Below are 12315 nucleotides of genomic sequence, written 5' to 3'. Positions count from 1 at the left end.
ACTTAGTGCCGAATCATGTGCAAGCATCGAGGGGGCCAGAGCACGAGTCATCGGAGCGGTGGGATGCGTTGCCGATGGTGGAGGAGGGGAACCGATGGTTGCGCGAATCGTGGGGACAGGTGCCGTCTGGGACAACTGGCCGGCGCGGACCTTCATGGCCGGTCTGACCGAGCAGTCCCGTCATGATCTGCTGAGTTTGGGCCGGCCGCGCAGGGTCCCGCCCGGTCGTGTCCTTATCACCCAGGGTGAACGGCGTGGTCAGGTGTTCTTGCTGCGGTCGGGGCGGGCCGACATCACTGCCTGCGTGAAGGTTACCGCGGCGGCGCCAAACGGAACCGAGACGTTGCTGGGCATCCGTGTCGGCGGCGATATTGTCGGCGAGCTGGCGGCATTGCGTGATACGGACCGATCGGCAACGGTTACCACCTGCACCGAGACAATCGTGCACCGGCTTCCTGGCCGCGATTTCGTCGAATTCCTCAACGCTCGCCCAGAAGCATGGCAGGTGCTGTGCCGCATGCTCGCTGATCGTCTCGAATTTGCCAACCAGCGAAGACTGGACTTCGCGGGGTATCCGGTCGTGAACCGTCTCGCACGAGTCCTGCTGGAACTGGTGGGGCGGCACGGGCGTGAAGTCCGGCGTGGCTACGATCTCGGTCTCGGGCTGTCCCAGACCGAGCTAGGGGCGTTGGTCGGCGCACGACTCGATGCGGTCGGGTTGGCTATGCGCGAGCTGCGTGCAGCGGGACTGGTGATCTCCGGCTATCGAAGTCTCACTGTCACCGACGTCGATAGGCTCCAGCGCTTCGTCGATCTTGCCTGACTTTGTGCGATTGCCGATTTTTCGGATGTTCCGCGCTGCCCTGCCTGCCAGTCTCGACCGAAAGCGGTTGCCAAATAGCCGCGTTCGTGCAGGACGGAGTGAGTGTGATGGAATCGACCTACGGTCGTCGGTTGCTGGTATCGGTAGACGCTGCGGGATACGGCCGCGCCGACGACCATCGGCAGCATGCGATACAGGCAGGACTTCTAGGGGTACTCGAACAGGCCGCCGGCCGCGCTGGGCTCGACCGCGTCAGCTGGGATCGGCAGGCTGCGGGGGACGGTGAACTGGCGGTGCTACCTGCGGATGCACACGCCGCCGAACCTGCCCTGATCGACGACTTCGGTCGCGAACTCGGTAATGCCCTCAACGACCACAACCGGTATGTACGTGATGAGGTGCGGCTGCGGTTGCGACTCGCCGTCCACTTCGGGGTGGTCGCGAAGGACCGGAATGGCTTCTCGGGGCAGGGGCCCGTAGCGGTGAGCAGGCTGGTCGACAGCGCATCGGCGAAGCATGCGCTGGCGGCGATTCCGAACGCGAACCTGGTCGTCGTGCTTTCGCATCGGGTATTCACCGATGCGGTGGTGCAGGGCCACACTGCACTTACTTCGAAACAGTTTCGTCCGGTAAGGGTGCGGAACAAAGAGTTTGATGATGATGCCTATTTGTACGTGCCGGGTCATGATGTCACCGCGGTTGTACTGCCGGAGGACGTGTCTGCAGGTGACTTACGGGAATCGCCCGATGTTCCGCGGAAGCCGTCCGACCTGTCAGACCGGAGCTGCACCGGGCCGATACTTTCCAGTGAGGGGACATTCCACGGCAACGTCTCGGTGACGAATGGCAACATCGGCTCGACGTGGAGCCGATCGTGACGGCCGAAGTGGTCGACGCAGCAGCGGACGCGCTACGGCGCAGTGAGCCTGAACAGGGCGAAGGGTTTGATCAGATCCCTAGTCCCGAGGCTGAGCCCCCGGAACCTGATGAGGGTGGGCTGCTCAGTGCTGGTGAGACCTCGGATGAGTTCGGTCGGCGCCAGATCATCGAATACCGAAATATTCAGTACTTTCTCGGAACCGTACATTCTCACAGTGGAACCATCGGGATCGCCCACGGGGGAATCGGTCCGGCGGAAAGTGCGTCCTCCCGATCCATGGGTCGTGTGGACGAGGTAAATGTCCGCGAATCCCGGCGGGGTTATTCACCACCTGACGGCTACGACGCGGCACGTGATGCGCTTGACCGCGATCGCGTCGTGATACTCGAAGGACGGCGCGGAGTCGGCAAACAGTTCGGCGCGGTATCGCTGCTGTGTGACTGCACGGACGGGCCGGTGCGCCGCCTGTCTCCAATGATGTCGGTGCAAGAGTTGGCTGGCCATCCCTTTGGGCGTGAGCACGGGTACGTTGTGGACTTCCGGGGTCGGCCCTGGCCGGCGGATTCGGGTTTCAGCTGGGACGCGGTGCGGGATGCGGTTCGTAATGCTGCTGCCTGGCTGGTGGTGATCTGCGAATCGGGGCCGATCGGCATGCTCGAAACAATCACCAGAACCTCTTGGACTCCTCCGGACCCACGCCGGTTCCTCGAACTGAACTCCTCATTGGACGCCGACAAGATCGATCATGGCCTGAGAGGGCGGGACGCAGAGACGGCCACATTCTCGATGACGGATTGGAAGCGGGTAGCCGACCGGACCGATCGAGGGATGGATCTCGGGCAGGCGATCGCAGAACAGGCTGGTAGCGCCGCCCGGGATGCCGTACGCGCCTGGTTCGATGAGAAGTGCTCGTCCTGGGATGCGCTTGCCGAGATCACCACGCTGCTCTTCCTGCCGGCGTGCCCGCTGCGAGAGTTCGAAGAACTATCCGGTCGGCTGAAAGAGTTGCTGGCCGAGCCGACCCCGACCGCAGAGACGATCGACGATGTACTTGCGGCGGAACCGACCGCACCGCTGCCACAGCAGAAGAGGGCCGCACGACTGGCCGATGGTGGACTGATCGCCGTGGAGCGTGTCCGCGCTGTGCTGCCCGCATCCGACAACGTGGATGTGACTTCGACGGCCGGTTTCAGCGAGGTCCTCGTCTTCCGCTCCTGCGAGTACCGGAAACACGTTGCCTCCGAACTATGGCAGCGCATGGATATCGCATTTTGGAAGGCGGTTCAGCGCTGGCTGACCGAGTTCGCCGAGCAATCAACCGGATTTGCGCCGCACCTGCGACAAGGCGTCGCTACGGGGCTCGCCGTGCTGGCGGCAGTGGCACCTGCGGAGGTGCAGGAGGCGTATCTCGAGCCCTGGTCGAAGCAGACTTCGCTGCTGCGTACTCAGACTATGGCGGGATGGGTGCTCATGGCTATGAGTGAGACCGAGGAACTCTCTGTCACGGCATTGCGTATCGCCGAATGCTGGGGATCGTCGGATGCGTGGCGGCAACAGTGGGCAGCGACCCTGGCCTGTTCGGGCGAACTCGGCGAGCAATACCCCTATGAAGCGACGGTTTGCTTGATCCGATTACTGACCGATGGAGCAAAGGCACTCCGCGAGTTTCCCGGAGACGCCCTGGGTGCGTTGTTCGAGCAGTTGGCTCATCGCCCCATAGCCGCAGGACCAGTCCTGCAGCAACTAGCGGCGCAACTGCCCCTATCAAACACCGACCCGCGCCGCCGTAAGAGGGTCCTGACCGCTGTACTGCTGGTGGTGTCGGCACGACAGCACCCCACAGGTCACTCGGCAACTTTGGCGGTTATCGATGCCGATGCGGAGTACATCGCCCCGGCCGCGCAGCTGTGGGCTGCTGTGTTGAGGTATAGGCCGCTACGCGCCCGCGCGATCGACGCGCTGACCATCACCCTCTCCCACCCGGTCGCGCCCCGTCGGCAACCGGATGGCAGGCATGTCGCTTTCGTGGAAGCACTGGCGGAACTACTGCCAGAACTCGAACGCAGGTCGCTCCGGCACGAACTCGTCGTCCGGCACCGCCGCAAGAATCCAGCGCGAATCGTCGAATCACTGATCCAAATCCTCACCGACCAGCTCGGTGCGCCATCTCCGGCAGGAGTGAATACATGAGGCCCTACCCCATTGCAGCGCACAGCGTACTGTCCCCCATTGCACGTCGTGGCCTGCGACGAAGAGTCCGCAGCAGCCATGAAATGCTGCTGGCGACCGCCTGCGAAATCCTCGTCTATCGAGTAAACGGTGAGTTCGTTCTCGACCACGGCTCCTGGGGCCCGGACCATCCCACAGTCCTGAAGGCCGCCCATGTGAGCTTGGTGGACGTGAGCGTGAACAAACCGGTGACAGTCGACATGGAGGTACCGACCGGAGACGCCGGTTGGTTCACCGTGCGCACGACCTTTCTATGCACTGTCACAGACCCTGCCGCGGTCGTCGCAGCAGGCTGGACTCACGCGGCCGCACACCTGGAACGCTATCTTCGTGGCCGGATGTCCAAGCTGGGATACAACCGGGATCTCGACGAAATTCTGCGACTGCGCGGAGGGATCGAGTCCGCCATAGCAGACGTCCTCAAGAACGATCCACCCGCAGAACCGGGAATGCACATTACGTTGTCGGACGTCTCAATTCGGCTACCGGAGGAGGTCACCACATTCGAGAACAACCGCCGCGCGCTGCGCCGGTCAGGCCAGTTCACCCATGAGTCGGCTACCTACGAACACATTCGGACGATCCGTGCGATCGAGAACGATCACGAACAACGAACGCTGCAGCAGCAAGTGGGATTCGACCTCGCAGAAGAAGAGCTCCGACAGAAGCGCATACTTGGGGAGGAATGGGGTGCATTCGAACTCACCGCCGTTCGTCAGTTGGTGGACGAGATCGGGGAGGATCCGCAGCGCGCCTTGTACCTCGCGCTCGTGCGAAACGGGTTGAGTGTCGTCGAATTTACCGACCGGCTACGCGAGCACGCGACCTATACCGAGCATCGCCGCGCCGAGCATGACCATCGGGTGCGCAACGACAGCATGCAAGTGCTTGGACAGCGTCTGAATGTACTCACCAAGCTGATTGAGAACGGCCAGTTCGACAGTATCGGAGTCGATTCGGAGAAGATGGACCTTCTATTCGCGCACTTCGTCGAGGAAGTTGCGGCGCTTGCTTCAGTGTCGGTCACCGAACTGCCCCCGGTCGGCGCGTTCGATCACCCAAATGAGGTGCTCGAAGACACTGGTGACAACACATGAATGCGCCGTGGCGCCCCAGAAATAGCGGACGTCCGGAAGTGCTCCCACCTGACCGTGAGGCGGATCCCTCCGGAGTCGAAGACGTGTGGCGGATGCTGGACCATGTGCTGGGCCTGGTTCGCCACGCCGAGCTCAAGGCAGTCACGATACTGGCGACGTCCGGGGTGCTCGGGCAGATCCTCATGGTGGTGTTACAGGAGCCGCACTCGGCGGTCGTCACCGTGTGCGGTGGCCTCGCCGGCGGCTTGGCCGTGGCTGCTGCACTGTGTTCGGTGGGGGTTCTATGGCCGCGGACGAGCGCTGGTGGTGAGCGGCCAAATCTCTTGCATTTCGCCACCGTGGCACGGATTCGGGGTTCCGTGCTGGCGATCTATCAGCAGCAGCTGGCTGAACTCGTTCGTGATCGCGACGAGCTGCGGGCGCAAGTAGCGGAGCAGATCTGGGCGAATTCGATCATCGCTCGCCGAAAGTTCCGACTCGCCAACCTCGCCGTGATCAGCATAATTGCCGCGGCTGTCACCCTGGGGTGCGTATTCGTGATGAAGATCTGACAAGCGTTAGCGTCCACCACGTCGATAGGGATGCCTCGGGTGTCGAGGTATCCCTATCGGGCCCGATAAGGGCGCGTCCGGCCACCTGTCCGTGGATTGATTTCTGTCGGCGAAAAGATCTCACATGAGCTTTGAGCCGGCGATTTAGAGATCAGTTCATTCTCAAATGATTTCTAAATCCATTGTTCGACAACCTCGTCGCGAAGATCTCCGTCGGCCAGCGGCGGAACGACCACGCCCGCAGGCTCGTGAACGGGTGAGCCGGCTTCGAGTCGGCTCGGCAGCACACCGGAACTCCACCAGTGCGGGGGATCACGGTTGCTCTTCGATGCTGGACGCCTGGATGTCGTCCGACGAAGCCGGTGCTGGATTGAGCACCGCGCGCAGGTCACGAATAGCAAGCAGCATGGCCTGACAGGAGCGCAGTAGTCCGGCTACCGCGAGCGGTACCTGTTTCGCAGCCTGGAGCACGAGAACGATCAGGGTGATGTGCACGATTGCTTCGGTCATGCGACTACGATCGTCGCGCGGACCGTTCGGACGCATTCGGCGAGGAGAACCCGCCGAAAAGACCTGGTACTCAGGAAGAGGCTGGCATCGCTTCCGAACGGAATCGAACGGCAACTGGTAGGTGGCACGGCTTGAAGATCGATCCCGAACGTATCAGTACCCGCAATGACCTACGCGCCGCACTCAAGGCGCTGCACGAGCAAGACGGCCGTTCTTACCATCAAGTCGCGGCCGATTCTGGCGTAGCTGTGGCCTCGGTCAATGCCTGGATCAAGCAAGGGCAGCTGCCCCGCTGGTCGACGTTGCGGCACGTCCTGAAAACGTGGGGCGTGCCACCTACCGAAATCAACCCGTGGCAGATGGCGCTCAAACGGGCCACCGTGTCCGTCGGCAAGCTGTTGGCTGCGCAGCTCGATCCGTTCGAGTACGAAGTCCATCAGCCGATCGCAGTGGCTGGTGCCGGTGATCTCCCACCCCTTCCGCCGTACATCTCCCGTGATCACGACATCGCGCTGGCTGACACAGTCCAGCGTGTGATCTGTGGCGCGAGCGAAATGGTGGTGCTGGTAGGTGGCTCGTCGACCGGCAAGACCGCGGCGTTGTGGGAGGCTCTGACTCCGCTCCGTGCCACGCCGGGATGGCGATTGTGGCATCCCTGGCAGCCGACACGCCGCCAAGCGTTCCACGACTCGATAACACGGGTCGGTCCCCGTACGGTGTTGTGGTTGAACGAAACCCAGGAGTACCTGAGCGGTCCCGATGCCGAACATGCGGCCGCCGCGCTGCACGATCTACTGTCCGACGCCAGCCGAGCCCCAGTCCTGGTACTGGGCACGCTCTGGCGCAGCCATCACAAGGTACTCTGTTGCGAGTCGAAGTCTTCGGTGTCAAAATTGCTGAACAGCAGACTGATCGCTGTGCCGGAATCGTTCTCCGGCCACGATCCGGCCGCGATTCGTGACGCCGCGGACCGCGACCCTCGGATCGCTGCCGCTGTCAATGGCGCCGACGACAACCAGATCACACAGTTCCTCGCCGGCGGACCGGAACTGGTGAACCGATACCGATTCTCGGCGTCGCCAGCCGCCAAGGCTGCCATCGAAGCCGCGATGGATGCCGTCCGGATGGGGCATACCAATTCCCTCTCGTACGACTTCCTGCACGATGCGGCGCCCTACTACCTGACCGACAACGAGTGGGGTCAGGTTACAGAGGGCTGGTTGGACCGAGCGCTCGCCGAGACCAACGAGCCCTGCAAAGGAACGCTCGGACCCCTCGCTCGCATCCGGCCACGACCCTCAGAACCGATCGAGCGGAAGACACCTGCTGTCGGCAGCAACGGTGTTGGTGCTGGCGTCGACTCCGTCAGGTACCGACTGGCCGACTTTCTTGACCAGTACGGCCGAAATATCCGCAGCAACAGGGTTCCGCCCAGCGGCTTCTGGACGGCAGCCACCCGACACGCCCGCCCGGACGACCTGTATAACCTGGGGCAATCGGCCTGGAAGCGCGGCTTGTACCGCACTGCCGCTCAGTTCTGGAAGAACGCGACTTGCCATGGCAACGACCGCGCGCTGTACGAACTGCTAAGACAACTCAAGGCCCTGCAGCTGCCCGTCCACCGTCCCTTGGCATGGCTTGCCCGAGAGATCCCTGTCGACCAACCGGGCATCGTAGCTTCGCTGCTGAACACCCTGTGTGAGACGGGGGCAACCGACCAGATCGCCACGCTTCTGGATCGCAATCCCGGCGCAAACAGCACCCTAGACAACCCCCACCATGTGGCCTTCTTGCTGACCGCGCTACGAAACGTGGGGGCGAGCGACCAAATCTCCACTCTGCTGGCACGCAACCCTGCCGAGTACTGCACACTCGACCGCGAGGTAGGCGTTCGGCTTCTCATGAACGAACTGAACGCGCTCAAAGCAGCCGATCAGGTCGCGATTCTCGCTCTACGCGCCATCGAGTACGTGGTTATCGAAAACGCCCAAGCTGTATCTGAGTTGTTGGCGACATTGCACCAGGCCGGAGCCGAGGCTCAGATTACCGCGCTGCTCATACGGAATCCGGCTGCACGTGTGCCAATCGATCAGCCGCGCCAAATCGCCCAACTGCTGACCGCTCTCGGAGAGGTCGGGGCGGATGACCAGATCGCCATGTTGTTGGCCCGGGATCCAGTCGGACGCGCGCGCCTCCAGGACCCGTACGTCGTCGAGTTGTTAGATGCGCTGGACAAACTCGGGGCCGACGCAGAGGTCAAGAGGTGGATTGCTCGCAATTTCGTGCAACACATTCCAGTCAATCATCCAGACTGGTTGAGCTTTCCGTTCGAAGTGCTGAATCGAGTCGGCGCCGAGCAAGCGGTGATCGCCCTTGCTCAACGCGCCGTCGAGTGTGTTCCGCTCACTGGGTATGCCGTGGGCGACCTTCTGGAGATACTGCAGACAACCGAGCAGCCCGACCACGTGGCGGCGCTACTCGCACGCAACCCTGCCGAACACATCCCACTCACCGAACCCTACGAAGTGGCTTTCCTGCTGTACAAGCTGCGTGACGCTGGTGCCGATGAGCATGTCGAAGCTCTTCTGACGCGTAACCCTGCCGAACTCTTACCACTCGATAACGTTTACGACATAGGTGATCTTTTGTACGCACTGCGGGAGATAGCAGCTGACGAGCAATTCGTAGCATTGGCGAACCGCGCTGCTAAACATGCTCCGCTCAGCCGACCATTCGAGGTCGCGAATCTATTGCACGTACTGTCGGAATCCGAGATGCACGCGCAGATCGCTACCCTGCTGAAGCGCGATCCGGCCGGGCACAGCGCTTCCACTGACCCGTACGGTGACGGCGTTCTCGCGATCGCGCTCAAACATGCTGGGGCAGATGCACAGGTAGCCGACCTTGCCGGACGCCTGCCCCTGAGCGGTGGGTTCGACCACTTCATGGCGATATGTAATGACAACAAGCGGTTCCGGTTCGGGGTTGAACCCGACACCATGCCCTCAGCGCCGTGGGCATGGGACGACCTGGAATGAAATCACCGTGCCGGGTGCGATTTAACGCTTGTCAGCGAACCCCACACTCAGGCTGCCGTCACGACCCTGTACGAAAAGTGCCGCAGACTCCAGGAGCTCACCCAAGATGCATGTCGTGTACGCCTCGCTGAGCGTACCGAGCCTGATCTCGCACCCATCAAAGATCTGCTTCAGAACATCCGCGAGCAGCGAAAGCCTATGATGAATACCGTGCGCGAGCACCTCACGCAGGCTCCTCCTCTTTCTCCAGCTGATCCAAGGTGACGATTGCAGGGATCCAAGTCGGCTACACAACGCGGCGCTTGGCGCAGGGGCTGAGCCGGCGGCTGTGACAGGCGGGGTGTGGGGCCCTCGGCGGGGGAGCCCTGAGTATCCTCAGCCGAACACGATCGAAAACTCGTTGATGGAGCCTCGCGACATTTGAGGGCTGGTCTCATTCACTGGGCTCCTGCCACCATCTCATGGCCCTATGATGGTCAGCGTTTCCGCAGGTCGATCTCTGTGGATAGCCGCGGTATCCCCCTCCCGACACATATCTCCCTCTTTCTACCTGCTGTTATACGGTGTGAGCATCAATTGCTCGAAGCATATGTGCAGGTCAGCGGCGTGGGGGTTCAAGTCGGGTTCAGCTGAGACGGTCCTGAGAACCAACTCGTTATGTGTCGTTTCGCGGCGGCCGACCGCGCATCGTGGTGCTGCCGTTACCGGAAACCTGGATCCGCGCCCCGAATGGGGATGAGCTGCGCGCGTCTTTGCTGGCTATGGGCTACTTCGTCGGGAGGCCGGGTGAACGGCAGCATGTAGAGCGTGACCTGCGGGAGAGGGGGCGACGAATCAACCGCGGCATCGGCGGGATCGGGGGGCGATGCCGACTGCGAATCCGTGGGCTTGCGAGCTGGATACTCGGTTCGGGCGCCGGCACCCGAAACGCCAGATCGACCGGCGTGCTGGCCTGGTGTGCTCGATGCTCTGGCTGCTCACCCGGTGTGGCGCTGCCCTCATGCATGGTCCGAAAGACGCTGAGCCACAATTATTGGTCCGCAACCTTGTCGGGTCAGTCGATACCGTATAGGTATCACTCGTAGGCGGGAGGGGTGATCCTGATGCTCGTCATTGAACAATAGGCCCGATTCCGAAACCGAATCGCGCGTCTTCGGTTGGTTGAAGGGGTGGGCAGGGGAGTTCAAGATCCCACCGCGCCCAGAAATTCGTTTTCGAAGTCACCTGCACCCCCACCGCCGGCCTACTCCTCGAAGCTGCCCAGACCAAAACCATCGACTCTGCACACGACGGCATCCGCATCCACCAACTCGACTGCGGTACCTTCGACACTGCTAGCCACCTCGGCGCCGCCATCCAGCCACCCCACAACACACCTCTTGTCTACTGAACAACTCCACTTCGGAACCCCAAGCGCGACCACAAAACCAGCAAGGTTCCGAACCAGCCACCAGGGCAAACGCAACGCCGGTGACCCGAAAACAGCCCACAAATCCATCCGAACCATGCATTACAGCGGATCATCGAGCCCAGCGCCGGAACGCGAGCTCCGGCGAGAATCTCAACAGCACCGCGAGGCCTTCCCGCACTTCGCCGCCGGGCCAGCGCCTGAGCGCGAATTCCGGCGAGAATCTCAACCATATCCTCGACCTGGGCTTCGCCGCGGACACGACCCCCAGCGCCGGAACGCGAGCTCCGGCGACAATTTCAACCTCGGCCTGCCTGACAGCACCGCATTCCATGCCGTGGTCCCAGCGCCGGAGCGAAAGCTCGGGCGAGGGCCAGCCACAGCACCCTGACGCTGAGCCGCGCCTCGGCGATGGGGTGGGCGCGGCCCAGCAGGCACCGGAATACTGCGGCATAGCGAGTATGCCGCGGAGGCGGCTTCTTGCTGCGGCGGTTGCTTGGAATCTGTCGTCTATTTGATATGCAAGATATGTTGCCTGGTGAGTGCGTGGGCGTAGTGGTCTATTCCCCCTCCGGACACTTTTTCAACCATCTGACCTGCTATTATATGCAGCTTCTATGAAGAAGATTGGATATATTCGCAGGTCAAGGCGTTGCTTAGGTGTCAGCGCTTTCCTCGGGCACCATTTCTGTGGCATTTCTGCGCCAGCAGCCGTGTCTTAGTACCGACACCACCGTGATCAACGCCGAAGTCGCCACCGCCGTTGGGTATCTCATCGACGGCCGACGACGATATGGTCCTCGCCCTGACCCATGCTGTTGGTGTGCACTCCCACCGAGCGGTGCGGGAGCGATCGGTCCGGGGCTGTCGCGTTCCCCGGGGGCGCTGGTCCGTCAGGGCCGGGACGGCACGCGGCCGCGGAGCACGGTCCAGCGCGAGCAGGGGACCCGGCTGCGTCGGCCGATGCGCAGCCGGGTCCCTGCCACAGGGAGAGCGGAACCAATCGAAATTGCTGCTCGCAGGTACGACTCGATGTACTCATGTCCGTTCTCGGCGGCCCAGGTGCGGATGGCGGCGACTTCGGCGCGGCGGTCACCGGAATCGCGTCGTTGGGCGCGTCAGCTACGGGAGGCTTTGCCGCCGCAGCGGGCGTGCGGTGTCCAAGGTTCGAGGAAGGTGCGCAAGGTGTGGGCGTTGGTGTCGGAGAAGTCGATCTCGTAGGCGATTCCGTCGAGGCTGAAGGTGACGGTCGCGGCCGAGGCGTCGAGGCAGTGCAATAACGGGTGGATGAGCCCGCCCGACACAGCCGCGAAACCGGTTCTTCTCCGGTTGACCGTGGGCGAGCGCATCCTCATCACGCAGGAAGCCGCCTTGGTGCGCCGATGGCTGGCCTAGACCGCAGTGGTGTGCCACCTCGCCGTGCCCGACTCCGATCATTCGCCGGCAGTCGACTCGGCTGATCGCTCAGTAATCATGAACGGCGGGGTGCCCTCTGCGTGGCGTTACCTGCTTGGTGCGCTCGATTCGAGCTGACGAGACCATCTGTATCGAAGCGCGTTCCGAGCTCTCAAGCACCGGGCCGTCTGCGGCCGAACGACCATCGAGATCTACAGCCTCTCCGATATCGAACTCGGCTGCTTCATCGGCTGCGTTATCAGCTGTCCTTCTCACAGCGACGTCGGCGGATTTGTGACGAAGTACCCGGCGGATGGCATGAGCAAGGTCTATCCGTTCTACGAGGACATCACCGTCGGTAGCACTCGGTTGGAGGCACTAGTT

Annotated in this window: 8 protein-coding genes; 6 read left to right on the top strand and 2 right to left on the bottom strand. The window is 62.2% G+C overall.

Annotation, left to right across the window (positions count from 1 at the left end):
* Positions 1 to 94: 94 nt before the first annotated feature.
* The 5 genes from ON38_RS26250 to ON38_RS26225 all read left to right on the top strand — a co-directional run bounded on the left by ON38_RS26250 (position 95) and on the right by ON38_RS26225 (position 5580).
* On the top strand, positions 95 to 823 hold the full coding sequence (locus ON38_RS26250; RefSeq protein WP_218000838.1) for a Crp/Fnr family transcriptional regulator: 729 nt from the start codon (positions 95 to 97) through the stop codon (positions 821 to 823).
* Positions 824 to 930: 107 nt separating this feature from the next.
* The gene (locus ON38_RS26245) at positions 931 to 1701 is read left to right on the top strand and encodes a hypothetical protein (protein ID WP_157181907.1); all 771 of its coding nucleotides are present in this window, start codon (positions 931 to 933) and stop codon (positions 1699 to 1701) included.
* On the top strand, positions 1698 to 3893 hold the full coding sequence (locus tag ON38_RS26235) for a hypothetical protein (RefSeq protein ID WP_157181906.1): 2196 nt from the start codon (positions 1698 to 1700) through the stop codon (positions 3891 to 3893). The genes ON38_RS26245 and ON38_RS26235 overlap by 4 nt, the downstream gene beginning before the upstream one ends.
* An 83-nt stretch (positions 3894 to 3976) precedes the next feature.
* On the top strand, positions 3977 to 5029 hold the full coding sequence (locus ON38_RS26230) for an SPFH domain-containing protein (RefSeq protein ID WP_039827692.1): 1053 nt from the start codon (positions 3977 to 3979) through the stop codon (positions 5027 to 5029).
* 92 nt (positions 5030 to 5121) lie between these two features.
* Positions 5122 to 5580, top strand: a complete 459-nt coding sequence (locus ON38_RS26225; protein ID WP_039827691.1) for a Pycsar system effector family protein — start codon at positions 5122 to 5124, stop codon at positions 5578 to 5580.
* A gap of 312 nt (positions 5581 to 5892) precedes the next feature.
* Here ON38_RS26225 and ON38_RS26220 read toward each other — a convergent pair whose 3' ends face one another.
* Positions 5893 to 6090, bottom strand: a complete 198-nt coding sequence (locus ON38_RS26220) for a hypothetical protein (protein WP_039827690.1) — start codon at positions 6088 to 6090, stop codon at positions 5893 to 5895.
* A 131-nt stretch (positions 6091 to 6221) separates the two neighbouring features.
* Here ON38_RS26220 and ON38_RS34365 point away from each other — a divergent pair, with 131 nt between their 5' ends.
* Positions 6222 to 9128 (top strand): P-loop NTPase family protein, encoded by a 2907-nt coding sequence (locus tag ON38_RS34365; protein WP_157181905.1) that lies wholly within the window; start codon positions 6222 to 6224, stop codon positions 9126 to 9128.
* A 2526-nt stretch (positions 9129 to 11654) separates the two neighbouring features.
* Here the strand turns inward: ON38_RS34365 and ON38_RS26200 are convergent.
* The gene (locus tag ON38_RS26200) at positions 11655 to 11840 is read right to left on the bottom strand and encodes an Lsr2 dimerization domain-containing protein (RefSeq protein ID WP_051165193.1); all 186 of its coding nucleotides are present in this window, start codon (positions 11838 to 11840) and stop codon (positions 11655 to 11657) included.
* Positions 11841 to 12315: the final 475 nt, after the last annotated feature.

The sequence above is a fragment of the Nocardia testacea NBRC 100365 genome (assembly GCF_000308775.1).
Taxonomy (GTDB): domain Bacteria; phylum Actinomycetota; class Actinomycetes; order Mycobacteriales; family Mycobacteriaceae; genus Nocardia; species Nocardia testacea.
Note: the sequence above shows the minus strand (reverse complement) of the source record. Positions and strands in the feature narration are given on the sequence as shown.

Coding starts and splice junctions, on each gene's coding strand:
- ON38_RS26245 (WP_157181907.1), top strand. CDS start 931: ATGGAATCGACCTACGGTCGTCGGTTGCTGGTATCGGTAGACGCTGCG.
- ON38_RS26230 (WP_039827692.1), top strand. CDS start 3,977: ATGCTGCTGGCGACCGCCTGCGAAATCCTCGTCTATCGAGTAAACGGT.
- ON38_RS26225 (WP_039827691.1), top strand. CDS start 5,122: ATGCTGGACCATGTGCTGGGCCTGGTTCGCCACGCCGAGCTCAAGGCA.
- ON38_RS26250 (WP_218000838.1), top strand. CDS start 95: ATGGTTGCGCGAATCGTGGGGACAGGTGCCGTCTGGGACAACTGGCCG.
- ON38_RS26220 (WP_039827690.1), bottom strand. CDS start 6,090: ATGACCGAAGCAATCGTGCACATCACCCTGATCGTTCTCGTGCTCCAG.